This is a genomic window from Micromonospora sp. B006 (genome assembly GCF_003408515.1).
Lineage (GTDB): Bacteria > Actinomycetota > Actinomycetes > Mycobacteriales > Micromonosporaceae > Micromonospora > Micromonospora echinospora_A.
Window position 1 is genome coordinate 4,130,483 of the sequence record NZ_CP030865.1, and the last position, 25,291, is coordinate 4,155,773.

Below are 25,291 nucleotides of genomic sequence, written 5' to 3' on the forward strand. Positions count from 1 at the left end.
CCTGCTGATGTGCCTATCCGCGCCCGGTGGAGATCCAGCGTCACGCCGAGCGCGTCCACGATCCAGGAGGTGACTGTCCGCTAACCAGGTGTGCTGTCCGCTGTCGATCGGCGGGTGGGGGCGTACTCGACGCACAGGTCACGCAACATCGCGGCCTCCGGCACGCCCGACTGCTCCACCTTCGCGAGCAGTTCCGCGGCTCGCCACCAGTTCGACGGCACCACCCGCCCGGACGCCACCGCCTGCGCCCCGAGCGCAACCGCCTCATCCGGCTGGTCGGCGGCGACCAGGGCAAGTCCGAGGTCGAGACGCGCCGACGCGGAACGGCGAGGACGCGCTCCCCCATCACCGTGCGGGTCCAGATCGGTCAGTACCGCCCGCGCCACCTGCTCGGCAGCCGGGTCACCGGCCCACGCCAACGTCGTGGCCATATAGGCGGCGGCCTTCGCGGGATCGTAGCGGTAGTGATGCTCGGCCCGTTCCGGAACGGGCAGATTCGCCGTCAACCGCTCCACCCGCTCCAGCGCTCGCCGGGTGGCGGCCACATCACCGATCCGCGCCCACGCGCGAGCTTCCTGGGCAGTCGCCTGAATCCTGGCCGAGCTGCCTTTCGGCGCGACCCGCTGTGCTTGATGAGACAGATCGAGTGCCGTCCGGTAGTCACCTTGCGTCAACACGTCCCAGGCCCGGGTCTCCAGACACCACGCCTGGATCTCCGCATGCTCGGCGTGTTCGGCAAGCTCACGAGCAGCACGCAGATGGGCAGCCGCCGCACCGCGCTGCCGCAGGTCGATGTGAACGGTGGCCCGCAGCACCGCCAACCAACCGCCCGCAACCAACAGCCGACGCTGCTGAGCAAGCGTGACCCGTCCGTCCAGCAGCCGCACCACATAGGCCAGATGTCGCCGCACCAGCGGCAACAGATCCGCCGGCGCCATAGTCGGATAGGAGGTGGCGAGGTCGTCGACGCCCTGCTCGATCCGTTCGAGCACCTCACCGCTGACATCACTGGCGGCAACCCTCGCCCGCAACTCGCCCGCCTCGGCCGCATGGTCGATCGGCGCATCGACCAGCCGAGCAAGCACACCTCCGGCGTCGAGAATCCGGTCCAAGTGGCGCGCCGTGTCGACAGTCGGAGCCTTGAGCCCTGCTTCCAGCTCGTGCAGATGGCTCTTGCTTCGATGGGCGAGCTGCCCGAGGGACCGAAGCGACAGACCACGCCGCTCCCGAAACTCGCGCAGAGCTGCCCCGAAGCGCGGATCGACGGAGGAAGCCATAGCCCAGCTCCAAGCTCAAGAGGCCCGGCGAACTCACCCGGCCGCCATTCTGTCGACCGTACCCCGAAACGCCGCTCGTCGATGACCTACGAGCCACGCACCAACGGTGACACCACTGCGACACAGCGCTATCGTGTCGCTCATGGCCGCTCCCGACACGGCCCTGGGCGCCCTCCATGACGGGATGCGCATGAGCCAGGACGACTTCGCACGCGCGCTGGAGGTCGTCACCGGCCTGCCCATCTCACTGCTCGGCTTCGCCGCGGTGCCCGGTGGGCACGTGGCCGACGACCAACAGGGTGGCCACGACCTGGCCTCACCCGTGTCGAACCTGGCCACGCCGACGCCGGCTGCCGAGCCCAGCACGGCGCACAGGTCGTACGAGGGCGTGTGGCTCAGCCGCTACCAGTACTACTCCAGCGGCCGGGAGGAGTCCTTCGCCGGACAACACTTCGTCGTCCTGCTGCAGCACGGTGACAGGCTGACCGCGCGCAGCCTGCCCGGATCGGCGTCCTCGTCTCTGTCGCTGGACCTGACCGTGGACGGTGCCGTTGTCACCGGCACCTGGGTGGAGCAGACCGACCCGGCCGGCTACTACCGGGGTGCCCACTATCACGGAGCGATCCAGCTTCTGGCCGAGCCGCCGGGCCGACGGTTGGCCGGGAAGTGGGTCGGGTTCGGCAAGGACATGGATGTGAACACCGGCCCGTGGGAGCTTGTCTTCCGCGACGCGTCGACCTCGAAGGCGACGCTGGACCGGTACAACACCTCAGCGACATAGCGCCGTGGCCTTGTTCTGGCGCCGACTACTCTGCACTCGGGGTTCAACACGGCACGGCGTCCGGATCCAGCGAAACGCCCGGTGCCCCCGACACAACAGGAGAGCGCTGTGACAATCCGCGCCACGGGCCACCCACTGACCCGACTGGAAGCCGCCCAGGCGCAGGCGGAGCACGTACTCGGTCCTCGCAAGGCGAAGCGGATCGCGACGTTCGGCAACGGCGGCCTGTACGTCCGGGCCGGCACCGGGGCACAGATCATGGCCTGGCTCGTCGACTTCACGGTGTTCCTGTTCGGTGTCGGGGCGGGCGTCGTCGCCCTGGCCCTGGTGGACCGCGCGGTCACCCTGTCCGACAACCTCGCCGCCGGGGCGAGCCTCTCGTTGCTCGTGGTGGTGCCGCTGCTCTACGGCCTCTGCTACGGCAACGGCCGGGCGCTCGGCGCGCTGCTCACCGGCACCCAACTCGTACGAGCCCGGGACGGCGGCCGGATCGGCCTCAAGGCGTGCTGGGCCATGCTGGTCCGGACGCTGTTGATGCCGGTGCTGGTCGTCGTGCTGGTGGTGACCGCGTTCAGTACCGGATCCTCAGACGCGCCCGGTTCGCTCGTGCGGACCACCATCGATCCGGGTGCCACCCGGCGGCTCCACGACGCGGGCATTCGCTGACCCGTCGCGCAATCGCGTCCCCATGGGCGGACACGGCCCCGCGTACCGCCTAGCCTCTCGGGGATGGAGCGACTGCGCGACCTTGCCGTCCGGCTGGCGATGGACGAGCCGGTCGGCGACGACCTGGCGATGGCAGCCGCGCATGCTCTGGCCCGTGGTGTCGACTCGCCGAGCCTGCGTGAGCTCGCCGGTCTGTCGAAGGGCCAGTCCCGGGAAGCCGTCGACCTGTTCCGGCAGGCGATGGAGGAACTCGGCTCGCCGGTCCCGGACGAGAGCGGCGCCCGGCTGCACCTCATGCGGGCGGCAGCGGCGAGCATCATCGACGGAGAGGGCGATCCCGAGGACCTGGCGCACGAGATCTACTGGCAGTCGTCCTACTTTCCCTCGGAAAAGCTGCGCGAGGTGGGCTACCGCTTCCTGCACCTGTACGCCGATTGCGGCGCAGCGCCGGATCGGACGGAGGAGGCGGTGGCGGCCATGAAGGAGGCGGCGCGGTCGTTCCTGCACGACCATCTATCACCTCCTCGTCCGTCAACTCGGGCTGGTTGAAGAACATCAGGGTGATGACGTCCGGGCAGCGCAGGATCCGCAGCCCGAAGGGTACGGCTCCAAGCCTGATCTCCAGCCATCCGCCGCTCGCCGGGCCTCTTGCTATCGGCGTTGCTGTCACCCCAAGAGCGATGTGCCCCTGACGCCAGATCAGCTTGTGTATGGTCCGCCGAGTGATCATCAAGAGGGCCAACCGCCGGCGAGGGTCGACGTCTCGATGGCCGCTGTTCGCACCGGCCGTCGCGGTCGGCCTACTGGTGCTCGGGTTGACGCTCAACGCCGTAACAGTCCTCTATGACCTCACGCACTGGGACGTCGTGTACCACGTGTCGCCGGAGGAGGCAGCGAACCGGAACGGGCTTGCCGACCTGAGGGCCGAGGTCGTCGGCCGGCTGACGGTGGTCCTGTCCGGTCTCGCTATGGCCGGCCTGCTCCTGTCGCTGGTGGGTCTCGTGCGAGGCAGAGCGTGGGCACATACGATGACCTGCATCCTGACCATTCCAATGGCCCTCTGCTGCGGCCAGGCGTTCATCGCAAATCGGGGCTCGTTCGCCGGAAGCCCTGACAACCCGAACGCGCCTCAGCACACCTCGGCACCGAGCGGGATCCGCCTCGCTGACTCGCTGGGGCCACCGTTACTCGTGGGAGCAGCGATCGTCGTCCTGATTCTGCTGTTCCTACCTGCCATCTACCGGCGGTTCCACCCGACGAAAACGACGTAGTAAGAGCGTTTCCGCTTGATCAACAGCGGCGCAGCCACCAGGGGTCGTGACCGGGCGTTTGAGGATCGTGATGGGTACGCCTCAACAGAGCGTCGTCCAGGCGGTCGACAACGGCTCGAAGCTCTCGGCTGGCATGGCTTGGCAGCGAGACGATTGCCTCTTCCAAGCGCAGTCGTGCCCAGGCTTCGCCACAGCAGGAACAGGCGAACTCCGCTTCCCACGGCTTCCACCGAAGCCGGCTGCCGTACGCATGCGCGCCCCAGATCCTGACGGCGGCGGCCACCGTGCCCGGGAGCCACCGCCGCCCTTCCACCAGACGGATGGCAGCGTTCGCGGGACCGGAGAGTCCAGGAACATCCCGATAACGGGCCCACGGGCTTCGCGTGATGCGCACGCGGCGGCGAAGTGATCGGGGCTGCGGCTGCCTACGAGGCACTGCCCCTTCGGTAGAGAATCACACCTCAGATCCTCGCATGAAGGTCAACAGGGCGCAGGTCGGTCGCCCCGAACCCATCGACGTCAGAAATGGCGGGGTCGCGCAGTTCTCGAACGAGGACCAGTGCCCTGCCCCACGATGCATCGTCCAGTTCCACAGCCCCGGAGGGTACGGCTCCGAGCCTGATCTCCGGCGGCTCATTCGTTGTCGAGGCGCCCTGGAACCAGCCTTGACCGGCTGCCTCACAGTGGGGGCAGGCATCTCACCCAGGGAGGTCGAAGTGCGCTGGCTCAGCGTTCTGATCATCATCGCGGCGGCCGTCGCTGCGGTCGCACTGTGGCGCCATAGCCGGAAGACACCAGTCGACGGCGGCCAGGTGCGTGACCTCCAGGCATCCGCCGAGGCCCGCCGCAGGCTCGACGACCATCGGAACCGGACGGACGGCGGCAACACCGGCAGCGGTGGCGTCGGTGGCTGGAGCGCCTGACCTCATTGCAGGTCGTCAACGGGCTACTCGTGCTGTCACCGCACCGGCGGTTTGGCTGGCGTGAGCGGCGGGTGCGGCCGGTTCGGAGCTGCGAGCTGTCGCTTGCTCTCCCGTGTCGTCCGCCGCTAGTCGCGGCTGCGGCTTCCGCAACGCGGCAAGAACACCTGTTGTTGAATCAGCTCGAGTCGGCGGCCAACCCCGCCTGCTGATTTGCCTCTGCCTTTGGCAGTCCGGACGCTTGAAGCACGTCGCTGATGGCAAGGCGCAGCCGGGAAATGAGGACCATCTCGCAGAATCCGATCTCTTCGGCGCAGGCCTGGTTGACCTCCTCGATGGCCTGTTGCGCCCGCGCGCGTGCAAGGTCGGGCTCTCGGCCGGCGACGAAATCGCGATGCAGCAGCCGCACCGCTTGGCCGAGGTGCTCGATCGACGCTGAGAGGCCGGCGGGTACGGGTTCACGCAGCCGTACCGCCGATACGACCCAGTGCGCCAATTCGCGGCTGTTGGAGTAGGCGGATTGGAGGTGCTCGGAGGCGCGCTGATACCGGCGCAGGATGCCCAATCGTCGCCACCGCCAGGGTGAGAGAAGCGCGATCTCCCCCGCCGCGGCGACCATCTCGATCGTCTTGTCTCTTTCCTGCTCTACCGCGATCAGGCGCTGCAAGGCGTCGTCGGCCTGTTGAACCTCACGCCGATCCAACGCCTCGGCGACAGCCGTGAGAGCACGGGCGAAAACATCCAGCGACGGACCGGCAGAGCGGTGCACGACGCGCACAGGGTTGGCCGGCAGGATCAGCAACGCCACGGCGATGGCCGTCGCGCCCCCGATCAACGCGTTGACCGTCCGCGCCACAGCCAGGTGGGATTGCTGCGCAGTCAGCGTCCCCAGCAGCACCGCGGTGCTTCCTGCGTGCACCATCACGGCGCCGCCCCCGCGAATCACGGCTACCGACGAGATCGCGAATGCCACGATCACGGCGATCTGTATCGGCCCCGTCCCGATGGCGAAGATGATCAACTGCCCGGCCGCCACCCCGAGGATCACCCCGGCGATGAGTTCCGCCGCTCGCCTGATCCGATTGCCGAGGGCTGCTGCGACCGTGCCGATCGAGGCGGCTGGGGCGAACAACGCCTGTGGATTGTGCAGCACGTCGCTGGCGATGAACCAGGACAATCCAGCGGCCACACCCGCCTGAACAGCGATTATGGAGTACGTGCGAAGCCGCTCGAAAGCTTCCCGGCCTTCTCGTTGCACCATCTCTGGCCGCAAACCCGGGTCCACGGTAGCCACGTCTCACCTCCGAGGAGCAGTGCAGGCGAGGGTTACGTCTGCGGCAACCGCTCGGGGGAGGTAGCGGTCCTGCGAGGTGTGGCCTGGCAGCGTAATGCAGCGCCGGCCCGGTAGGGCATTCCCGCAGGCGCGGAAGCGCTTCCTGGTCAGAGGCCACAGGCTCATTCTCCCGGACCCCAGCCGCCCTGGTCCCGGCATCAATGGCAACGGATCTAACACGTGGAGCCCGTCGAGTCACCGCCCCGGGGAGTGATCTTCTCGGGACGGTTCCCGCTGATGTGAAAGGTGGGCGCGGCAGGTTTCGAACCTGCGACCCCTCGCTTGTAAGGCGAGTGCTCTCCCACTGAGCTACGCGCCCGGAACGCCCGTACGGCGGGCCGGAGCGGCCAGCTTACCTGCCCGCCTCCGGCCCGGTCGAACGACGTACCTGGGTGTGGGACTCAGGCAGCGGCGGCCTCGGCCAGCGCCATGCGCCAGCCCTGCTGATCGCGCGCCTCGCCGGGCATGTTCATCTCCGCGAAGCGGACCACGCCGGCCTTGTCGATGACGAAGGTGCCCCGGTTGGCGATGCCCGCGACGTCGTTGAAGACGCCGTACGCCTGGGCGACCGCGCCGTGCGGCCAGAAGTCGGCGAGCAGCGGGAACTGGAAGCCCTCCTGCTCGGCCCAGATCTTGTGGGCGTACACGGAGTCGACGCTGACGGTCAGCACCTGGATGTCGTCGTTGGCGTACTCGTCGAGGTTGTCCCGCACCTCGGACAGCTCGCCCTGGCAGACGCCGGTGAACGCGAGCGGGTAGAAGACGAGCAGCACGGTCTTGCGGCCACGGAAGTCGGCGAGCCGTACCTCCTGGTTGTTCTGGTCCTTGAGCAGGAAGTCGGGCGCTTCGGCGCCAACCTCGACGGGCATGTGCGCTCCTACTTCTTGCTCTTGGAGCCGCGCCGCATGACCAGGCGGGCTCCGCTCCAGTCGCGGCCGGCGTTGATGGTGGAGGTCTGCTGGAGGCCGGCGGTCTGCGCGCTCTCCGCGACCTCGCTCGGCTCGACGTGGCCGTCGCGGCCGGCCTTCGGGGTCAGGAGCCAGACCACGCCGTTGTCGGCGAGCGGCCCGAGGGCGTCCACGAGGAGCTCGAAGAGGTCACCGTCGCCGTCGCGGTGCCAGACCAGAACCGCGTCGACCACCTCGTCGGTGTCCTCGTCGACGAGTTCCCCACAGCGGTCGGTCAGGGCGTCCCGGAGATCGGTGTCGACGTCGTCGTCGTAGCCCATCTCCATGACGACCATGCCCGGCTCGATACCGAACCGGTCCGCCAGGCTGCGTACCCCGTCGGCCTGGCCAGCGGTCGCGCTCACTGTCGCGTGCCTCCTCATCTATCCCTGCTCGTGGCGTCGGGTGACACCGTCGGGCCCAGTCCACACAGTTGCGGCTCGCCGCGCAAGTGGCGCACCGGGTGGAACGGAATTTACCGTGCCAGCAGCGTACGGGCACCCTGGGTGATGGCTTCCTCGGAGACCAGAACCTGACGAGCGGCCGGACCTAATGGTACAAACGAGTCAAGTCCGGCCACACGGCGCGCGGCGCCGACGTACCCGGTGTCGACGAGCGCGGACACCACGCCCTCGCCCACCCCGCCGGAGCGTCGCGTCTCGTCCACCACCAGCACCCGGCCGGTCGCCGAGGCCTCCCGGATGATGTCGGCCACCGGCAGCGGGGCCAGCCAGCGCAGATCCACCACCCGGCTGCCCACGCCCTCCGCGGCGAGGGTGGCCGCCGCGCGCAGCGACATCCGCACCCCGCTACCGAAGGTGATGATGGTGAGGTCCTCGGCCGAGCCGATCCCGTAGACGCGGGCCCGCCCGATCGGCACGTGCCGGTCCGCCCAGGTGCCCGGCTCGGCGTACTCGGCCGTCCACTCGCCGTCACCGTCGGCGTAGAGGTCGCGGGCGTGGTAGAGCGCGGCCGGCTCCAGGAAGACGCAGACGCTGCCGTCCACCCGGGCCGCCGCCAGGCACGTACGCAGCATCGGCGCGGCGTCGTCCGGCCGCGCCGGCACGGCGACCACGAGCCCCGGTACGTCCCGCAGCACCGCCACCGAGTTGTCGTTACGCGCGTGGCCGCCGAGCCCGTCCTCGCCCGCCAGGGCGGCCACCCGCACCACCATCGGGTTGCGGAACGCGCCCCGGGAGAAGAACCGCATGGTGGCCGCCTCGCCGCGGAGCTGGTCCTCGGCGCTGTGCAGATAAGCCAGGTACTGGATCTCCGGCACCGGCAGCATCCCGGCCAGGCCGGCGCCCAGCCCGAGCCCGAGGATCGAGGTCTCGTCCCGTGGCGTGTCGAACACCCGGGCCGCCCCGAACCGGTCCCGCAGCCCCTCGGTCACCCCGTGCGCCCCGCCGCCGGCGGCCACGTCCCGGCCGAACACCGCCATCTGAGGGTGGTCGAGCATGCCGTCGGCGAGCGCCGCGTTGATGCTCTGCGCCAGCGTCAGCGGCCCGGTCAGCTCCGGCGGCTTGCCGCCGAACGCCTCCGCCCTAGCCCCGGCACCCGGCCCGGCCGCCCGCGCCGCCGCGTCGGCCACCGCCCGGGACACCCGGACCGGCCGGCGTGGCGCCAGCTCCCGCACGACGTCGACCGCGGACGCCAGTTTCGGCTCGTCCAGCACCTCCTCGGCGATGCGGCGCAGCTGCCAGCCCCGCTCGTCGTACCGGCTGAGCAGTTCCTCGCCCCCGGCGTACCCGGAGGTGACCAGCAGCCGCGCGGTGGCCAGCAACGGGTCGCGGACCGCGTCGCCCTCCCCCATCAGCCGGACCGCGCCCAGGTGCAGCACGGCGGGCCGGCGGTGCCGGCGCACCCAGGCCGCCGCCTCCGCCGCCACCCGGTAGCTCTCGGCCACGTCCGTGCCGTCGGCCGCGAAGTAGCGGATGCCGGGCCGGGACCGCAGCGTCGTCGCCACCCACCCATCGGCGGAGCCACCGCTGTCCTCGCACACGAACAGGACCGGGATACGCAGGCCGGTGTGGTCGTACCAACCGGCGGTGTTGAGCGCGGCGGTGACCGTGGCGTGGTTGACCGAGGCGTCGCCGAAGGAGCAGGCCACCACGGCGTCGGCGGGCCAGGCTGCCGCGTCCGGCTCACCGTCCGCGGGCCGGGCGCCCCGGCGCAGCCGCTCCAGCGCCAGCCCCAGGCCGACCGCGCGGGGCAGGTGCGAGCCGGCGCTCGCGGCGGTCGGCACGACCGCGAGGTCGGCGCGGCCGAAGAGCTTCTGCCGGCCTCCGGCGGCCGGTTCCTCGGCGGACGCCACGATGCCGCGCAGCACGTCGCGCGCCGCCGCCGCGAACGCGTCGTCGGGGGCAGGCGGCGGCAGATCGGGTACGCCGACAGTCGCGCCACCGTCCGCGTCCACCACGATCCCGGCTCCCACGGGAAGGCTGTCCGCCTCACCCGCCGCCGCGTTCGTCCGACCGCTCGAACCGCCCGGTGCGCCCGCCCGGCCAGCGTCGCCTCCCGCCCCCGGCCGTTCGAGATCTTGGTACGAAACGGCCCCCATAGGGGCACTTTCGCTCCAAGATCTCTCCGGTTCCCGGTGAGTGGAACGCTGCTCCTGGGAGGTGGGATTGATGTGCGGATCCTGGCCGGTGCCGCGCTGGGCGGGCAGGTCGTGCGAGTCGTGGGTGGCGTCCGGCAGGGCCGGGGTGGCCGACGGGGCCGGGGCGGCCGACGGGTTCGGGATGACAGCCGACGGAGCGGGGGCGACAGCCGACGAGGCGGGGGTGGCTCGCTGCGCGGAGGATGCGGCCGGCTCGTCGGGCGAGACGCCGCTTGAGGCGCCGGGGACGGCACCGGACGAGCCGTCGGTGGCGGTGCCGGGCGAGCCGGCAACGGCGGTGCCGGGCGAGCCGGCAACGGCGGTGCCGGGCGAGTCGGTGGCGGTGCCGGGCGAACTGTCGGCGGCAGCCCGCGGAGCAGCACTAGGCGAACTGTCGACGACGGCGTCGGGATCAGCATCGGGCGAGCCGTCGACGGCGGCGTCGGGAGCGGTCTCCGGGTCGGGTGTCGGCGGGGCGGGCGGCGGCGGGGCGGCGGGGAAGGCGCCGGCTGCCTGGGCGGCGCGCAGGCAGTAGAACGCCCCGGAGCGGTGGTGCAGCAGCGCGGGGTCGGTCGGCCGCAGCGCGGCGGCCACCGCGGCGTTGCCCTCGTGCCCCGCCGACTCGATGGTGTGGTACCCCTCACCGAAGCCGTGCAGCCACTGCCCGGCCAGGTCGAGCAGCCGGCTGGTCAGTTGCGCGTCGAACAGGGCCAGCGCCTGCGCCCCGGTCAGCGGCCCGCCGTCGGGCAGTCGCTCGCCCAGGTCGCGCCGCTGGTCGGGCGCCCCGAGCGCGGCCAGTTCGGCCCGGAGCCGGTCGTCGAGATCGTGCGGGGTGGTCACGTCGGACAGCATTACCGACTCGGGCCCGCCGCGCCCAGTCGGACACGTTCCGCCCGGCGTGGCTCAGACCTCGCCGCACTCCTCCGGGCAGCCGCCGTCGGAGACCTTGAAGACGAGTTCACGCAGTGCGGCCAGTTCGGCGGTGCTCAGGTCGTCGAGCAGTCGGGAGTCCGACATGACCTGCCGGACCCGCGCCCGGACCTCCCGGCCGCGCCCGGTGACCACAAGCGTCTTCTGCCGCCGGTCGGCCGGATCGGTGCGTCGTTCCACCAGCCCGGCCCGCTCCAGCCGGTCGGCCAGGCCGGTGACGTTCGACCTGTCGCAGCCGAGCTGCTCGGCGAGGTCGCGGGCCGGCTGCGGGCGGTCCGGGTCCAGTTCGTGCAGCGCGCGGGCGGCCGCGGGGGTGAGCCCCAGCCCGGCGAGCGCCTCGTTCTGGTGGTGGCGCAGCGCGGCGGCGACGTGCAGGATCCGGCGCACGGTGTCCCCGGCCAGGCTCGGCCGGTCACCGGGGCCGGGCTGATCAGCGGAGACGGTGGAGTGCGCCATCCGCCAATTCTACGTGACTGGTCAATAATTGATGCACTCCACTATCTGCGCGGCCGGTCAGCCGGGCAGGAACGAGAAGCGCACCTGGCGGTCGGGGTTGTCGCCGTTGGTGTCGACCAGGCAGATCGACTGCCAGGTGCCGAGCTGGATCCGCCCGGCGAGCACCGGCAGCGTGGCGTACGGCGGGACGAACGCGGGCAGCACGTGGTCGCGGCCGTGCCCGGGCGAGCCGTGCCGGTGCCGCCACCTGCCGTCGGTGGGAAGCAGGTCGTCGAGCGCCCGCAGCAGGTCGTCGTCGGAGCCGGCGCCTGTCTCGATGATCGCCAGCCCGGCCGTGGCGTGCGGGACGAAGACGTGCAGCAGACCGTCGCCGGCGCTGGCGACGAACCGCTCGGCCTCGCTCGTGATGTCCCGGACGGTCGGCCGGGAGCCGGTCCGGACGGTGATCACCTCACTGCGCATACGGCGCATTCTGCCGCAGTGCCCGGTTCCCCGCCGCGCCCCCCGATAGCGCACCCGGTGATCGCGCAAAGTTACTGATGGGTACCTGTGTTCAGCGTCGCGTCTGAGGGTGGGAGAGGTGACGACACGCGCCACCAGGGGGCAGGATGGCGCTAGAGACCTATCCCACACGAAACCGAGGGAACGCCTGTGGCTACGGAACGCAAGCGCCCGGTGATCACCGCTGGTCTGCCGAGCCAGCTTCCGGACATCGACCCTGAAGAGACCAGCGAATGGGTCGAGTCGCTCGACGGTGTCATCGACGAGCGCGGGACAAAACGAGCCCGGTACGTCATGCTGCGCCTGCTGGAGCGGGCCCGCGAGCGGCAGGTCGGGGTGCCGTCCCTGACCACCACCGACTACATCAACACGATCCCGCCGGAGCGCGAACCGTGGTTCCCGGGTGACGAGCACGTCGAGCGGCGGCTGCGGGCGTACATCCGATGGAACGCCGCCATGCTGGTGCACCGGGCGCAGCGCCCGGAGATCGGCGTCGGTGGCCACATCTCCACGTTCGCCAGCTCCGCGTCGCTCTACGAGGTGGGCTTCAACCACTTCTTCCGGGGCAAGAACCACCCGGGCGGCGGCGACCAGATCTTCTACCAGGGCCACGCCTCCCCCGGCATGTACGCGCGGGCGTTCCTGGAGGGCCGGCTCAGCGAGTCCCAGCTCGACGGCTTCCGGCAGGAGCTGTCGCACCCCGGTGGCGGGCTGCCGTCGTACCCGCACCCGCGGCTGATGCCGGACTTCTGGGAGTTCCCGACCGTCTCGATGGGTCTCGGGCCGCTGAACGCGATCTACCAGGCGCGGTTCAACCGCTACCTGCAGCACCGGGGCATCAAGGACACCTCCCAGCAGCACGTCTGGGCGTTCCTCGGCGACGGTGAGATGGACGAGGTCGAGTCGCTCGGCGCGATCGGCGTGGCCGCCCGCGAGGAGCTGGACAACCTCACCTTCGTGATCAACTGCAACCTCCAGCGCCTGGACGGACCGGTCCGCGGCAACGGCAAGGTCATGCAGGAGCTGGAGGCGTTCTTCCGGGGCGCCGGCTGGAACGTCATCAAGGTCGTCTGGGGCCGGGAGTGGGACCCGCTGCTCGCCGCGGACACCGACGGCGCGCTGGTCAACCTGATGAACACCACGCCCGACGGTGACTACCAGACCTACAAGGCGGAGTCCGGGGCGTACGTGCGGGAGCACTTCTTCGGCCGCGACCCGCGGACCCGCAAGATGGTCGAAGGGCTGACCGACGACGAGATCTGGAACCTCAAGCGGGGTGGCCACGACTACCGCAAGCTCTACGCGGCCTACAAGGCGGCCACGGAGCACACCGGCCAGCCGACGGTGATCCTCGCCAAGACGATCAAGGGCTGGACGCTCGGCTCGCACTTCGAGGGCCGCAACGCCACGCACCAGATGAAGAAGCTGACGCTGGAGGACCTGAAGCTCTTCCGCGACCGCCTCTACCTGGACATCCCGGACAAGCAGCTGGAGGAGAACCCGTACCTCCCGCCGTACTACACCCCGGGCGAGAAGTCGGACGAGATCACCTACCTGAAGGACCGGCGCCAGCAGCTCGGCGGCTACCTGCCCACGCGCAGCACCACGCGCAAGACGCTGGCCATCCCGGGCAGCGAGCGGTTCGCCGACGTCAAGCGCGGGTCGGGCAAGCAGAAGGTCGCCACCACGATGGCCTTCGTCCGCCTGCTCAAGGACATCATGAAGGACAAGGAGTTCGGCAAGCGCTGGGTGCCGATCATCCCGGACGAGGCCCGTACCTTCGGCATGGACTCGCTCTTCCCGACCCAGAAGATCTACTCGCCGCACGGCCAGCGCTACACCGCCGTGGACCGGGACCTGTTCCTGTCCTACAAGGAGTCGACCACCGGCCAGATCCTGCACGAGGGGATCAACGAGGCCGGGTCGGTGGCCTCGTTCACCGCCGCCGGCACGGCGTACGCCACGCACGGCGAGCCGATGATCCCGCTGTACATCTTCTACTCGATGTTCGGCTTCCAGCGCACCGGCGACGGGTTCTGGGCGGCGGCGGACCAGATGGCGCGGGGCTTCGTGCTCGGCGCGACGGCCGGCCGGACCACGCTCAACGGTGAGGGCCTCCAGCACGAGGACGGCCACTCGCTGCTGCTCGCCGCCACCAACCCGGCGGTGGTCTCCTACGACGCGGCGTTCGCCTTCGAGCTGGCGCACATCGTGGAGAACGGTCTGCACCGGATGTACGGCGAGGCGCAGGAGAACATCTTCTACTACCTCACCATCTACAACGAGCCGATCTTCCAGCCGGCCGAGCCGGAGGGCGTGGACGTCGAGGGCATCGTCAAGGGCATCCACCGCTACTCCCCCGCGCCGCAGGTCGGCGACGACGCGCCGAAGGCGAACATCCTCGCCTCCGGCACCGGCATGCAGTGGGCGCTCAAGGCCCAGCAGCTGCTCGCCGAGGACTGGGGCGTCTCCGCCGACGTGTGGTCGGTGACCTCCTGGACCGAGCTGCGCCGCGACGCGGTGGAGTGCGAGGAGTACAACCTGCTCAACCCGGGCGAGGAGCAGCGGGTGCCGTACATCGCGCGGAAGCTGGCCGACGCCGACGGGCCGAAGGTCGCGGTCAGCGACTGGATGCGCGCGGTACCGGACCTGATCGCCCGCTGGGTACCCGGCGACTACACCTCGCTCGGCACCGACGGCTTCGGCATGTCGGACACGCGGCACGCGCTGCGCCGCCACTTCCACGTGGACGCCGAGTCGGTGGCGGTCGCCACGCTGCGCCAGCTCGCGCTGCGCGGCGTGGTGCCGGCCCACGTGCCGGCCGACGCCGCCCGCAAGTACGCGCTGGACGACGTCAACGCCGCCCCGGTCGGCGAGACCGGCGGCGACAGCTGAAAGGAAGGGCCCCTTCTTAACGCCTCCGGTAGAGGAGGGGCCCCTTCTTAACACCTCGGGTAGCAACGACGGCCCGGCGTCCCTGGCGGGAACGCCGGGCCGTCACCATCGCGGGCGACGCCGGGACTGGGCTCGGTCAGCCGACGGCGGCCAGGTCGGTCAGCCGGGCCAGCGAGTCCTCCAGGTCGGCGCCGACCCGGCGCAGGCCGAGCCGGAGCAGAGCCGCCTTGACGGGTCCGGCGGGCCACCGCACGACGATCAGCCGTACGACGGTGCCGCCGGCTTCCTCGTCCGGGGTCAGCTGGACGTAGATCTCGGTGCGCGCCTCGGCCCGGGCGCCGGCGCCCTTTGCGCGTTCACGCCAGCCGATCAGGGTCGGCTCCTGGAAGGCGATCACCTCGGCCTCGTGCGCGGCGCCGCGTCCGGCCTGGACCAACTGCCGCCGCCCGAATCCCTCCCCGGACAGGACCTCGGCCGCGCGGACTCCCGCCAGCCAGGCCGGCAGCTGCTCGGCGCGCTGCACGACGTCCCAGACCACTTCTACCGGCGCCGCCACGTGTGCGCTGCGTTCCACGAGGATCATGAGTATCTTTCCCCCACTTAAATCACATCCGCGATATTCGGCACTCTATGTGTAAATCGGACTTAAGCGGACGGGTTCGGAAAAGACACGCCGAACTGCCTTGCGTCAAGCAGTCATCCCGGCCTATGGCGCGGCGGTCCGCCGAGCCCTAGAGTCGCGAGCACGCTTCATGTCTTGGAGGGTGACTTGACGACCGCGCCGATGCCCGAGTTCCCCGCCGGCTTCCGCTGGGGGGTCTCCACCTCCGCGTACCAGATCGAGGGCGCGACCACTGCCGACGGTCGCGGTCCGTCCATCTGGGACACCTTCGCCCACGAGCCGGGCCGGGTCACCGACGCCAGCACCGGCGACCAGGCGTGCGACCACTTCCACCGGTACGCCGAGGACACCGCGCTGCTGGCCGGGCTGGGCGTGTCCGCGTACCGGTTCTCGATCGCCTGGCCCCGGATCCAGCCGGCCGGCACCGGCCCGGCCAACGCCGCCGGGCTGGACTTCTACGACCGGCTGGTGGACGGCCTGCTCGCCGCCGGCGTGGACCCGGTCGCCACGCTGTTCCACTGGGACCTGCCGCAGCCGCTGGAGGACGCTGGCGGCTGGCTGAACCGGGACACCGCGGCCCGCTTCGCCGAGTACGCCGACCTGGCCGCGGCCCGCCTCGGCGACCGGGTGAAGCTCTGGATCACGCTCAACGAGCCGTTCATCCACATGAGCATGGGCTACGGCATGGGCGTGCACGCCCCCGGCCGGATGCTGCTGTTCGACGCCTTCCCGGTGGCCCACCACCAACTCCTCGGGCACGGTCTCGTGGTCTCCGCGCTGCGCGCCCGCACCACGTCCCCGGTGGCGATCGCCAACAACTACTCCCCGGTGCGGGTCGCCGGCGACACCGACGCGGACCGGGCCGCCGCGATGGCGTACGACGCGCTGCACAACCTCCTGTTCACCGATCCGCTGCTCGGACGCGGCTACCCGGAGGCGCCGGGTGTGGACCCGGCGGTGATCCGCGACGGGGACCTGGACGTGCTGGCCGCGCCGATCGACGTTCTCGGGGTCAACTACTACAACCCGACCGGCATCCGGGCGCCCGAGGCGGACTCGCCGCTGCCGTTCGACATCGTGCCGCTGGACGGCTACCCGCGTACCGCGTTCGACTGGCCGGTGGCCCCGGACGGCCTGCGGGACCTGCTGCTCCAGCTGCACCAGCGCTACGGCGACGCGCTGCCGCCGATCCAGGTCACCGAGAGCGGCTGCGCGTACGACGACGCGCCGGACGCCGACGGCCGGGTGCACGACCCGGAGCGGATCGCGTACCTGGACGGGCACGTCCGCGCGGTGCGCGAGGCGATGGCCGCCGGTGTGCCGGTGACCGGGTACTTCGTCTGGTCGCTGCTGGACAACTGGGAGTGGGCCGAGGGCTTCACCAAACGGTTCGGCCTGGTGCACGTCGACTTCGACACGCAGCGGCGGACGCCGAAGTCGTCGTACACCTGGTTCCGGGACCTGGTGCGGAGATGACCACTGTGAACCCGACGCCGGCGTCGCTGCCGGCGGCGCTCGCCGAACCGACGGTGCCGGTACGGCGGAGCTGGATCGCGCTGATCTTCGCGGCCAACCTGGGCGTCTGGATGGCGTTCTTCACCCCGATCCAGGTGCTGCTGCCGCAGCAGGTGGAACGCATCGCGCCGGCCGACAAGGAGGCGATGCTCGCGGTGGTGACCGGTATCGGCGCGCTCGCCGCGGTGCTGGCGAACCCGCTCGCCGGGGCGTTGTCCGACCGCACCTCGCTGCGGCTGGCCAACCGCCACTTCGGCCGCCGGCACGTCTGGACCGCGCTCGGCGCGGTGATCGGCGCGCTCGCCCTGGTGCTGCTGGCCCGGCAGAACACCATCGCCGGGGTGGCGGTGGCCTGGGTGGCAGCGCAGGTCTGCTTCAACGCGATGCTCGCGAGCCTCACCGCCGCGATCCCGGACCGGGTGCCGGTGGCGCAGCGGGGCGGCGTGTCCGGCTGGGTGGGCATCCCGCAGGCGCTGGGCCTGGTGCTCGGCGCGGTGCTGGTCACCGCCGTGGTCACCGGCAACGCCGCCGGGTACGCCGCGATCGCGCTCGCCGTGCTGCTGCTGTCGCTGCCGTTCGCGCTGCTGACCCAGGACGACCACCTGCCCCGGGAGCACCGCTCGCCGCTGCGGCTGCGCTCGCTGTTCTCCTCGATGTGGATCAGCCCGCGCCGCCACCCCGACTTCGCCTGGGCGTGGTTCACCCGGTTCCTGGTGCAGACCGGCAACGCGCTGGGCACGCTCTACCTGCTCTACTTCCTCACCGACGGGGTACGGGTGGCCGACCCCGAGGGCTCGCTGCTGATCCTGATCCTGCTCTACACGGTCGGCATGATGCTGACCGCGGTGGTCGCCGGGCGCATGTCCGACCGCTCCGGCCGGCGCAAGGTCTTCGTGATCGCCTCCGGGCTGATCATGGCGGTGGCGGCGCTGCTGCTCGCGATGGCGCCGACCTGGCCGATGGCGATGGTGGCGGCGCTGCTGCTCGGCGCGGGCTACGGCGTCTACCTGGCGGTGGACGCCGCGCTGATCACGCAGGTGCTGCCCGCCGCCACGGACCGGGCCAAGGACCTGGGCGTGATCAACATCGCCAACTCGGCGCCGCAGGTGCTCGGCCCGGCGCTGTCCGCGCCGATCGTGGTGCACCTCGGCGGCTACCCCACCCTGTACGCGGTCACCGCGGTGGTCACCGTGCTGGGCAGCGCCCTGGTCGTGAAGATCAAGTCGGTGCCCTGACCCGGCCCCCTGCCGGAAACCCATGGCGGGCCGCCGTAGGCTGGGGGACGTGACGGTACGTGTACGCTTCGCCCCCTCCCCGACCGGTATGTTCCACGTCGGCGGCGCCCGCTCGGCGCTGCAGAACTGGATCTTCGCCAAGCAGCAGGGCGGGGTGTTCGTGCTGCGCATCGAGGACACCGACGCGGCCCGCAACAAGCCCGAGTGGACCGAGGGCATCCTGTCCGCGCTCGAGTGGATCGGCATCGACCGGGGCAGCTACGAGGGCCCGTACTTCCAGTCCTCGTACGCCGGTGAGCACCGGGCCGCCGCGCAGCGGCTGTACGAGGGCGGCCGGGCCTACTACTGCGACTGCACCCGCGAGGACGTGCAGGCGCGTACCGGCCCGCAGCAGCGCGGCTACGACGGCTTCTGCCGCGACCGCGGCCTGGGGCCGGGCGAGGGCCGGGCACTGCGCTTCCGTACGCCCGACGAGGGCGAGACGGTGGTGGTCGACCTGGTGCGCGGCGAGCCGACGTTCGAGAACAAGCTGATCGAGGACTTCGTCATCGCCCGCGGCGACGGCTCCCCGGTCTTCCTGCTGGCCAACGTCGTGGACGACATGTCGATGGGGATCACGCACGTGATCCGGGCCGAGGAGCACCTGCCGAACACCCCGAAGCAGCAGCTTCTCTGGGACGCGCTCGGGGTCAAGCCGCCGATCTGGGCGCACGTGCCGGTGGTGGTGAACGAGAAGCGGCAGAAGCTGTCCAAGCGGCGGGACAAGGTCGCGCTGGAGGCGTACCGGGACGAGGGCTACCTCGCCGACGCGATGCGCAACTACCTGATGCTGCTGGGCTGGGCGCCGTCGGGCGACCGGGAAATCGTGCCCTGGTCGGTGATCGAGCAGGAGTTCCGGCTGGACGAGGTCAACCCGTCCCCGGCGTTCTTCGACGAGAAGAAGCTGCGCGCCTTCAACGGCGACTACATCCGGGCGCTGCCGGTGGAGGACTTCGTCGCCGCGTGCCAGCCGTGGCTCACCGGCACCGGGACCATCGCCCCGCCGCCGTGGCAGCCGGAGGAGTTCGACCCGGCCGCGTTCGCGGCGGTGGCCCCGCTGGCGCAGACCCGGATCGCGGTGCTCAGCGAGATCGTGCCGAACGTCGACTTCCTCTTCCTGGCCGATCCGCTGATCGACGAGGCGGCGTGGGCGAAGGCGATGAAGGAGGGCGCGGCCGACCTGCTGGACGCCGCGATCGTCGCGTTCGAGGCGCTGGAGTCCTGGGACGCCGAGTCGCTCAAGGCCACGCTGGAGGCGGTCGGCGCGGAGCGCGGGCTGAAGCTGGGCAAGGCACAGGCGCCGGTACGGGTCGCTGTCACCGGCCGCACCGTCGGGCTGCCGCTGTTCGAGTCGCTGGAGGTGCTCGGCCGTGACCGTACGCTGACCCGGCTGCGCGCCGCCCGCGTACGCCTGGTCTGAGCGGCGGGCCCGCGCCGGTCGCCGCCGGCCCGGGCGTGCCGTGGCCGGCCGGCGTCAGCGGCGGGCGGCCCGGCGGCGCAGCAGCAGCCCGCCGCCGAGCGCGGCGAGCACCACCACCGCGCCGGCCGCCCACAGCCAGCCCGTACCCCCGTCGTCGTCCGCCTCGGCGGCGGCCGGGGTCGGGGTCGCCGGGGACGGCGCGGCGCTGGTGGGCGCGGCGGTCGGCGCGGCGCTGGTCGATGGCGCGCTCACCGACGGCGCCTCCGCCGGGGTGCCGGTGGTCAGGGTGAACCGGACCTCCCCCTTGATCGGGTGGCCGTCGTCGGACGCCAGCCGGTAGGTGACGATGTAGAGCCCGGCCGCGCCCGGCCGGAACGGCACGATCACCCGCTTGCCGGAGAAGGTCGGCGCGCCGCCGGTCGCGGCCACATTGTCCGGTCCGGTGACGGTGACCTCGGTCGTGGCCTCCTTCGGCGTGGCAAGGAACCGCAGCTCGATCCGCTCCGGCGCGGCGGCCAGCCGGGCCCCGTCGCGCGGGTCGCTGCCGGTCAGCGAGTTGTGCGCGGCGGCCGGCGCGGCCGGCAGCACCGACACCGCCGCCGCCACCCCGAGCACCACCAGCCAGGTACGCGCCACACGAGCGACCCTGCCCCCCATGGTTCCCTCCGTCCGGGTAAGATCCGGCCGATGATCATCGACCGCTCATTGGTCGGTCTCAGCTCGCAAATAGTTCCAAATACTCTTCCACCTGCTGCAACCAAGCGCCGTTCTGCGGAGTCTTTGTGGTGGACACCGGTCCAGTGTGACTGCAGCGGAAGCCAGCCATCGAACGGGGCGAGGAGGCGGCGATGATCCGGAAGGTGAGACGGCTGCTGATCGCCGTGACCGGGACGATGGCGGCCCTCGCGTGCACACTGGCCCTGACCGGCGCGACGGCGGCCCACGCCGCCCCGAAACCGACGCCCGCGCCCGCCCCGACCGGCGTCGACATCACCGGCGACAAGCTCGACGAGCCGCTGCGGCTGCGCACCGACAGCCGGTCGGCCGACGTCCACCTGGTGATCGACCAGGTCAAGTGGCTGGGCACGACCGGCCAGCTGCGCGGCCCGGCCGCCGCGGACCTCGGTCCGAAGTACACGGTCGTGGTGCACGTCGCCGCCGGTCCGCAGCGCACGTACGACCTCTTTCCCCTGGCCAAGGGCGGCCCGCGCGTCTACCGGCCGGCGAAGCAGCCGGACAAGAGCAACCCCCGCGCGGGCTGGTTCTTCGGGCGGCTCAACATGCCGGAGACGCTGCGGTCGGTCGGGGTGCCGATGCCGGCGCAGTTCGACACGCTCGCCGGTGGCATCGGCGGCGGCGACCGGGTGCTCCCGGAGGAGGCGCTCGACCCGGTGGGCGATCTCGACACCGCCCTCGGCGAACTCCAGCGGCTGCTGCTGCTCAACGTGGGCGTCGTGCTGGTCATCACCGCCGGACTCGCCGGCATCGCGCTGCTGGTGCGCCGCCGCACCCGCTGAGCCCGGCCGCGACACCAGGCCCGGCGTCCGCCCGGCCGGCGTCAGCGCGGGCGGCTCCGCGTCAGCACCGACGGCCCCGCTTCAGCACCAGCGGCTTGGCGGCCGCTCCCGGCGCGACCGGCGATTGAGCGGGCGTACCGCGCCGTGGCGGTGGGCGCCCGCCCAGCCCGCCAGATCGCTGCGGCAGCCCTGCTCCGGCGACGGCTCGTCCGCGAGATGCGCCGGCTCGGCGGCCCGCTGGCGGGGCACCACCGGCTCGTCCTCGGCGCGCTCCGCGGCCCGGCCTGCGGCCTGCTCGCCCTGGTGGTGCAGGCACGGCCGACGCGGGTGCGTGGCCGTGACCGGCTGGTCGTGGCCACGCCGGCACGGCTCGTCCTGGGCGCAACCGTGCTCGGCCTCCCCCTGCGCCATCCCGGCCTCCTCACCATCGCCCTCGCGCGCCCGCCGGAACGGCCCGGGCGCGCCCTGACACCGTACTGGCCCGCCCGGACAAGATCGCCAGCGCGTACCGGTGGAGATCGTCACGCCACGGCGACGCCGCCACCTCGGGGTGGAACCGCTGCTCAGCGCGTGTCAGGCTGGTGCGGTGAGCGAACCGGGCGGTACGGAGACGTCGGCGACGCTGCGCCGCATCGAACGGGCGGCGGGCAGCCTGGCCACCGCCAGCGTGGCCCGGATGGACGAGACGCTGCCCTGGTTCCGCGGCCTGCCCGCCGACCAGCGCTCCTGGGTCATGCTCGTGGCCCAGGCCGGCGTGCGGTCACTGGTGCAGTGGCTGCGCCAGGGCGGCGGCGCGACCGACCGCACCCAGGAGGTGTCGGACGAGGTCTTCGCCGCCGCGCCGCAGGCGCTGGCCCGCTCGATCAGCCTCCAGCAGACCGTGGCGCTGATCAAGGTGACCATCGACGTGGTCGAGGAGCAGGTGTCGGAGCTGGCCGTGCCGGGCGAGGAGCAGTCGCTGCGGGAGGCGGTGCTGCGCTTCTCCCGGGAGATCGCGTTCGCCGCCGCCCGGGTCTACGCCCGCGCCGCCGAGAGCCGCGGCTCCTGGGACGCCCGGTTGCAGGCGCTGCTCGTCGACGCGTTGCTGCGCGGCGACTCCCCGGACGTGCTGGCCAGCCGGGCCGCCGCGCTGGGCTGGACGGACGCGCCGCCGGTCGCGGTGGCGGTGGGCCGCTCGCCGGGCGGCGAGGTGGCCGCCGTGCTGCACACCGTCTACCGGCAGGCCCGGCGGATCGGCGTCGAGGTGATCGGCGGCGTGCACGGCGACCGCCTGGTGATCGTGCTGGGTGGGGCGGCCGACCCGGTGGCGGCCACGGAGAAGCTGCGTACCGCCTTCGGTGAGGGACCGGTGGTGGTCGGCCCGGCGGTGCCCAGCCTGGACGAGGCCACCGAGTCGGCGCGGGCGGCGCTGGCCGGGTTCCGGGCCGCGCCGGCCTGGCCGACCGCGCCGTGCCCGGTCGCCGCGGACGAGCTGCTCCCGGAGCGCGCGCTGGCCGGCGACACGGAGGCCCGCCGCCGGTTGCGCCACGACGTGTACGCGGCACTCGCCCGGTCCGGCGGTGAGCTGCTGGAGACGCTCGACGCGTTCTTCGCCGCCGGTGGCACGCTGGAGAGCGCCGCCCGGGCGCTGTTCGTGCACCCGAACACCGTGCGCTACCGCCTGAAGCGGATCGCCGAGGTGACCGCCTTCTCACCGCTGGCCCCGCGCGACGCCTTCGCGCTGCAGGTGGCGCTGACTGTGGGTAGGCTCGACCCGGTGGTACCGGCAGTCGCACCGGTCCCGAGCCAGACAGGCAGCACAGCCGGGCGGAAACCGTCCCAGAGCGGCGACGATCGCCGCCGACCTTTGTAGGTTTCCTCCAAAGGTCCTAGTGCGGTTTCGTGCCGTGCGTTACAGCGCGACCCGCCGGTATCCGTCAGAGTCGTACACGTGCTCGCCGTACTCTCTCCCGGACAGGGTTCACAGAAGCCCGGCTTCCTCGCGCCGTGGCTCGACCTCCCCGGCGCCGAAGCGCGTCTGCGCTGGTGGTCGGCCCTGGCCGGGGTGGATCTGATCCACCTGGGCACCGAGGCGGACGCGGACGAGATCAAGGACACCGCCCGCACCCAGCCGCTGCTCGTCGCCGCCGCGCTGCTCGCCGCCGAGCACCTGCCGATGCACGACGTCGCGCTGGTCGCCGGGCACAGCATCGGTGAGCTGGGCGCCGCCGCCCTGGCCGGGGTGCTGCCCGCCGAGGCCGCCGTGACGCTCGCCGGCGTACGCGGACGCGAGATGGCCGCGGCCTGCGCGCTGGAGCCGACCGGGATGGCCGCCGTACTCGGCGGTGACCCGGACGAGGTGCTCGCCGCGCTGCGGGCCCACGGGCTGCACCCGGCCAACCGCAACGGCGCCGGTCAGATCGTGGCCGCCGGTGCTGTCGACGGGCTGGACAAGCTCGCCGCCGAACCGCCGGCCCGCACCCGGGTCATCCGGCTCCAGGTGGCCGGCGCGTTCCACACGCCGTACATGGCGCCGGCCGAGGCCGCGCTGGCCGGCGTCGCCGCCGGTGTCACCGCCTCCGCCCCGGCCCGGATCCTGCTGTCGAACCTCGACGGCGCGCCCGTCGGGCACGGCCCGGAGACGGTGCAACGGCTGGTCCGGCAGGTCACCGCCCCGGTCCGCTGGGACCTGTGCATGCGCACGCTCGCCGACCTCGGGGTCACCGGCGTGATCGAACTGCCGCCCGCCGGCACCCTGGCCGGGCTGGTCAAGCGGGAACTCAAGGGCGAGGGCGCACCGGAGATCGTCACCCTGAACACCCCCGCCGACCTGCCCGCCGCGCGACGGCTGATCGCCCGCCACGCCGGTCCCGCCGCCCGCCCGCCCGCGCCGTGGTTCCGGACGGTGGTCTCCCCCGCCGCCGGCCGCCTCACCCGGGCGGCCGAGGCGACGGTGGGCGTCGAGGTACACGCCGGCCAGGTCCTCGGCCAGGTCACCGGAGGGCGAGGGCCGGTCGAGGTGACCGCGCACGACAACGGGCTGCTCACCGAGTGGCTCGCGCACCACGACGACCCGGTCGCCCCGGGCCAGCCCCTCGTCCGCATCGGAGGAACGCACTAAATGGCCGGCAGCCGGATCGTCGCGATGGGGCACTATCAGCCCTCCCGCGTCGTCACGAACGACGAGATCGCACAGATGGTCGACACCAGCGACGAGTGGATCCGGGACCGGGTCGGCATCGTCACGCGGCGCATCGCGGGCGACGAGACGGTGGCCGACATGGCCACCGCCGCCGCCGGCAAGGCGCTCGCCAACTCCGGCCTGACCGCCGCCGACATCGACCTGGTCGTGGTGGCCACCTGCTCGTCGGTGGACCGCAGCCCCAACCTGGCCTGCCGGGTCGCGGCGAAGCTCGGCATCAACGCGCCGGGGGCGTTCGACCTCAACACCGCCTGCTCCGGCTTCGCGTACGGGCTGGGCACCGTGGACCACGCGATCCGGGCCGGCGCGTCGCGCAACGCGATCGTCGTCGGCGCGGAGAAGCTCTCCGACTTCACCGACTGGACCGACCGCTCGACCTGCATCATCTTCGCCGACGGCGCGGGCGCCGCGGTGGTCACCGCGACCGCCGACGACGAGCCGGCCGGGATCGGGCCGGTGGTCTGGGGTTCCGCCCCGGAGAAGAGCGACGCGGTACGCATCGAGGGCTGGCAGCCGTACATCGCGCAGGAGGGCCAGTCGGTGTTCCGCTGGGCCACCACGGCGATCGCCCCGCTCGCGCTGCAGGCCTGCGAGCGGGCCGGGGTGCACCCGTCGGAGCTGGCCGCGTTCGTGCCGCACCAGGCCAACGGCCGGATCATCGACGGCATCGCCAAGCGGCTGAACATCCCGGACGCGATCATCGCCAAGGACATCGTCGAGTCCGGCAACACGTCGGCGGCGAGCATCCCGCTGGCCCTGTCGAAGCTGGTCGAGCGGCGCGAGGTGCCCTCGGGTGCCCCGGTGCTGCTGTTCGGCTTCGGCGGCGGCCTGACCTACGCCGGTCAGGTCGTGCGCTGCCCCTGAGACCCCCTCGGGCGCGAACGCGCCGAGGCGCGTGGCCGGCGACGCCGGTCACCGGAACCCCCGATGAGAGGAACCAACCGCAATGACCCGTGACGAGATCACCGCCGGCCTCGCCGAGATCCTCGAAGAGGTTGCCGGGGTGAACCCGGACGACGTGGCCGAGGGGAAGTCCTTCACCGACGACCTCGACGTCGACTCGCTCTCCATGGTGGAGGTCGTGGTGGCGGCCGAGGAGAAGTTCGGCGTCAAGATCCCGGACAACGAGGTGCAGAACCTCAAGACGGTCGGTGACGCGGTCAGCTACATCGAGGCGCAGTCCTGA

General features: G+C 71.8%; 24 protein-coding genes and 1 tRNA gene. 14 read left to right on the forward strand and 11 right to left on the reverse strand.

From position 1 onward, the window contains the following. Window positions 1-80: 80 nt before the first annotated feature. The gene (locus tag MicB006_RS18375; RefSeq protein ID WP_091421336.1) at window positions 81-1,277 is read right to left on the reverse strand and encodes a helix-turn-helix domain-containing protein; all 1,197 of its coding nucleotides are present in this window, start codon (window positions 1,275-1,277) and stop codon (window positions 81-83) included. A gap of 133 nt (window positions 1,278-1,410) precedes the next feature. On the opposite strand from MicB006_RS18375, the gene MicB006_RS18380 reads away from it, so the two are divergent. The 5 genes from MicB006_RS18380 to MicB006_RS31675 all read left to right on the forward strand — a co-directional run bounded on the left by MicB006_RS18380 (window position 1,411) and on the right by MicB006_RS31675 (window position 4,918). Then, complete coding sequence (locus MicB006_RS18380) at window positions 1,411-2,058, forward strand: XRE family transcriptional regulator (RefSeq protein ID WP_370013350.1); 648 nt, start codon at window positions 1,411-1,413, stop codon at window positions 2,056-2,058. 108 nt (window positions 2,059-2,166) lie between these two features. Continuing rightward, window positions 2,167-2,724 (forward strand): hypothetical protein, encoded by a 558-nt coding sequence (locus tag MicB006_RS18385; RefSeq protein ID WP_225980410.1) that lies wholly within the window; start codon window positions 2,167-2,169, stop codon window positions 2,722-2,724. 63 nt (window positions 2,725-2,787) lie between these two features. Then, complete coding sequence (locus MicB006_RS18390) at window positions 2,788-3,273, forward strand: hypothetical protein (protein WP_091421339.1); 486 nt, start codon at window positions 2,788-2,790, stop codon at window positions 3,271-3,273. Between the two features lie 173 nt (window positions 3,274-3,446). Continuing rightward, window positions 3,447-3,995 (forward strand): hypothetical protein, encoded by a 549-nt coding sequence (locus tag MicB006_RS18395; RefSeq protein ID WP_139135458.1) that lies wholly within the window; start codon window positions 3,447-3,449, stop codon window positions 3,993-3,995. 473 nt (window positions 3,996-4,468) lie between these two features. Then, window positions 4,469-4,918, forward strand: coding sequence for a hypothetical protein (locus MicB006_RS31675; RefSeq protein ID WP_139135459.1), 450 nt, complete (start codon window positions 4,469-4,471; stop codon window positions 4,916-4,918). Window positions 4,919-5,093: 175 nt separating this feature from the next. Here MicB006_RS31675 and MicB006_RS18405 read toward each other — a convergent pair whose 3' ends face one another. The 7 genes from MicB006_RS18405 to MicB006_RS18440 all read right to left on the reverse strand — a co-directional run bounded on the left by MicB006_RS18405 (window position 5,094) and on the right by MicB006_RS18440 (window position 11,642). Further along, complete coding sequence (locus MicB006_RS18405) at window positions 5,094-6,209, reverse strand: aromatic acid exporter family protein (protein ID WP_223201351.1); 1,116 nt, start codon at window positions 6,207-6,209, stop codon at window positions 5,094-5,096. 286 nt (window positions 6,210-6,495) lie between these two features. Beyond that, window positions 6,496-6,567, reverse strand: a tRNA-Val gene (locus MicB006_RS18410). Between the two features lie 82 nt (window positions 6,568-6,649). Further along, window positions 6,650-7,117, reverse strand: coding sequence for a peroxiredoxin (locus tag MicB006_RS18415; protein ID WP_116507752.1), 468 nt, complete (start codon window positions 7,115-7,117; stop codon window positions 6,650-6,652). 8 nt (window positions 7,118-7,125) lie between these two features. Further along, window positions 7,126-7,560 carry a DUF3052 domain-containing protein gene (locus MicB006_RS18420; RefSeq protein WP_013287823.1) on the reverse strand — a complete coding sequence of 145 codons (435 nt, stop codon included), beginning with the start codon at window positions 7,558-7,560 and terminating at the stop codon, window positions 7,126-7,128. Window positions 7,561-7,670: 110 nt separating this feature from the next. Continuing rightward, window positions 7,671-10,634 carry a transketolase C-terminal domain-containing protein gene (locus MicB006_RS32380; protein WP_370013351.1) on the reverse strand — a complete coding sequence of 988 codons (2,964 nt, stop codon included), beginning with the start codon at window positions 10,632-10,634 and terminating at the stop codon, window positions 7,671-7,673. Between the two features lie 63 nt (window positions 10,635-10,697). Continuing rightward, window positions 10,698-11,180, reverse strand: a complete 483-nt coding sequence (locus tag MicB006_RS18435) for a MarR family winged helix-turn-helix transcriptional regulator (protein ID WP_116507753.1) — start codon at window positions 11,178-11,180, stop codon at window positions 10,698-10,700. 57 nt (window positions 11,181-11,237) lie between these two features. After that, window positions 11,238-11,642 (reverse strand): secondary thiamine-phosphate synthase enzyme YjbQ, encoded by a 405-nt coding sequence (locus tag MicB006_RS18440; protein WP_192900094.1) that lies wholly within the window; start codon window positions 11,640-11,642, stop codon window positions 11,238-11,240. A gap of 189 nt (window positions 11,643-11,831) precedes the next feature. On the opposite strand from MicB006_RS18440, the gene aceE reads away from it, so the two are divergent. After that, window positions 11,832-14,576: a pyruvate dehydrogenase (acetyl-transferring), homodimeric type gene (aceE, locus tag MicB006_RS18445; protein ID WP_116507754.1), complete on the forward strand. Its 2,745-nt coding sequence runs from the start codon at window positions 11,832-11,834 to the stop codon at window positions 14,574-14,576. A 136-nt stretch (window positions 14,577-14,712) separates the two neighbouring features. Here the strand turns inward: aceE and MicB006_RS18450 are convergent, their stop codons facing one another. Next, on the reverse strand, window positions 14,713-15,159 hold the full coding sequence (locus tag MicB006_RS18450; protein ID WP_073831293.1) for an SRPBCC domain-containing protein: 447 nt from the start codon (window positions 15,157-15,159) through the stop codon (window positions 14,713-14,715). A gap of 201 nt (window positions 15,160-15,360) precedes the next feature. Here MicB006_RS18450 and MicB006_RS18455 point away from each other — a divergent pair, with 201 nt between their 5' ends. Genes MicB006_RS18455 through gltX form a run of 3 tightly spaced genes read left to right on the forward strand, consistent with a single transcriptional unit; the run spans window position 15,361 to window position 19,407 of the window. After that, window positions 15,361-16,674 (forward strand): GH1 family beta-glucosidase, encoded by a 1,314-nt coding sequence (locus MicB006_RS18455; protein ID WP_116507756.1) that lies wholly within the window; start codon window positions 15,361-15,363, stop codon window positions 16,672-16,674. Then, a complete protein-coding gene (locus tag MicB006_RS18460) occupies window positions 16,671-17,948 on the forward strand; it encodes an MFS transporter (RefSeq protein ID WP_116507757.1) in 1,278 nt (425 codons plus the stop codon). Before MicB006_RS18455 ends, MicB006_RS18460 begins: the two co-directional genes overlap by 4 nt. Before the next feature lie 49 nt (window positions 17,949-17,997). Next, complete coding sequence (gene gltX / locus MicB006_RS18465) at window positions 17,998-19,407, forward strand: glutamate--tRNA ligase (RefSeq protein WP_073831290.1); 1,410 nt, start codon at window positions 17,998-18,000, stop codon at window positions 19,405-19,407. Between the two features lie 54 nt (window positions 19,408-19,461). On the opposite strand, the gene MicB006_RS18470 is transcribed toward gltX, so the two are convergent. Then, window positions 19,462-20,043: a copper resistance CopC family protein gene (locus tag MicB006_RS18470; protein ID WP_225980412.1), complete on the reverse strand. Its 582-nt coding sequence runs from the start codon at window positions 20,041-20,043 to the stop codon at window positions 19,462-19,464. 212 nt (window positions 20,044-20,255) lie between these two features. Between MicB006_RS18470 and MicB006_RS18475 the strand changes: the two genes are divergently transcribed. Then, the gene (locus MicB006_RS18475; RefSeq protein WP_116507759.1) at window positions 20,256-20,924 is read left to right on the forward strand and encodes a hypothetical protein; all 669 of its coding nucleotides are present in this window, start codon (window positions 20,256-20,258) and stop codon (window positions 20,922-20,924) included. An 81-nt stretch (window positions 20,925-21,005) separates the two neighbouring features. Here the strand turns inward: MicB006_RS18475 and MicB006_RS18480 are convergent, their stop codons facing one another. After that, on the reverse strand, window positions 21,006-21,335 hold the full coding sequence (locus MicB006_RS18480) for a hypothetical protein (RefSeq protein WP_116507760.1): 330 nt from the start codon (window positions 21,333-21,335) through the stop codon (window positions 21,006-21,008). Window positions 21,336-21,435: 100 nt separating this feature from the next. Between MicB006_RS18480 and MicB006_RS18485 the strand changes: the two genes are divergently transcribed. The 4 genes from MicB006_RS18485 (at window position 21,436) to MicB006_RS18500 (ending at window position 25,291) form a co-directional block, all read left to right on the forward strand. Then, window positions 21,436-22,776: a CdaR family transcriptional regulator gene (locus MicB006_RS18485; protein WP_305021765.1), complete on the forward strand. Its 1,341-nt coding sequence runs from the start codon at window positions 21,436-21,438 to the stop codon at window positions 22,774-22,776. A gap of 78 nt (window positions 22,777-22,854) precedes the next feature. Continuing rightward, entirely contained in the window at window positions 22,855-24,024 is a 1,170-nt protein-coding gene (locus MicB006_RS18490) for an acyltransferase domain-containing protein (protein WP_116507761.1), read from the forward strand. Continuing rightward, window positions 24,025-24,969: a beta-ketoacyl-ACP synthase III gene (locus MicB006_RS18495; protein WP_116507763.1), complete on the forward strand. Its 945-nt coding sequence runs from the start codon at window positions 24,025-24,027 to the stop codon at window positions 24,967-24,969. Window positions 24,970-25,051: 82 nt separating this feature from the next. After that, entirely contained in the window at window positions 25,052-25,291 is a 240-nt protein-coding gene (locus MicB006_RS18500; RefSeq protein ID WP_007072348.1) for an acyl carrier protein, read from the forward strand.

Excerpts from the sequence above, each read along its gene's own strand:
- MicB006_RS18375 (WP_091421336.1), bottom strand. The coding sequence starts at position 1,277 with ATGGCTTCCTCCGTCGATCCGCGCTTCGGGGCAGCTCTGCGCGAGTTT.
- MicB006_RS18390 (WP_091421339.1), top strand. The coding sequence starts at position 2,788 with ATGGAGCGACTGCGCGACCTTGCCGTCCGGCTGGCGATGGACGAGCCG.
- MicB006_RS31675 (WP_139135459.1), top strand. The coding sequence starts at position 4,469 with ATGAAGGTCAACAGGGCGCAGGTCGGTCGCCCCGAACCCATCGACGTC.
- MicB006_RS18415 (WP_116507752.1), bottom strand. The coding sequence starts at position 7,117 with ATGCCCGTCGAGGTTGGCGCCGAAGCGCCCGACTTCCTGCTCAAGGAC.
- MicB006_RS18435 (WP_116507753.1), bottom strand. The coding sequence starts at position 11,180 with ATGGCGCACTCCACCGTCTCCGCTGATCAGCCCGGCCCCGGTGACCGG.
- MicB006_RS18440 (WP_192900094.1), bottom strand. The coding sequence starts at position 11,642 with ATGCGCAGTGAGGTGATCACCGTCCGGACCGGCTCCCGGCCGACCGTC.
- MicB006_RS18450 (WP_073831293.1), bottom strand. The coding sequence starts at position 15,159 with ATGATCCTCGTGGAACGCAGCGCACACGTGGCGGCGCCGGTAGAAGTG.
- MicB006_RS18455 (WP_116507756.1), top strand. The coding sequence starts at position 15,361 with ATGCCCGAGTTCCCCGCCGGCTTCCGCTGGGGGGTCTCCACCTCCGCG.
- MicB006_RS18460 (WP_116507757.1), top strand. The coding sequence starts at position 16,671 with ATGACCACTGTGAACCCGACGCCGGCGTCGCTGCCGGCGGCGCTCGCC.
- MicB006_RS18475 (WP_116507759.1), top strand. The coding sequence starts at position 20,256 with ATGATCCGGAAGGTGAGACGGCTGCTGATCGCCGTGACCGGGACGATG.
- MicB006_RS18480 (WP_116507760.1), bottom strand. The coding sequence starts at position 21,335 with ATGGCGCAGGGGGAGGCCGAGCACGGTTGCGCCCAGGACGAGCCGTGC.
- MicB006_RS18495 (WP_116507763.1), top strand. The coding sequence starts at position 24,025 with ATGGCCGGCAGCCGGATCGTCGCGATGGGGCACTATCAGCCCTCCCGC.
- MicB006_RS18500 (WP_007072348.1), top strand. The coding sequence starts at position 25,052 with ATGACCCGTGACGAGATCACCGCCGGCCTCGCCGAGATCCTCGAAGAG.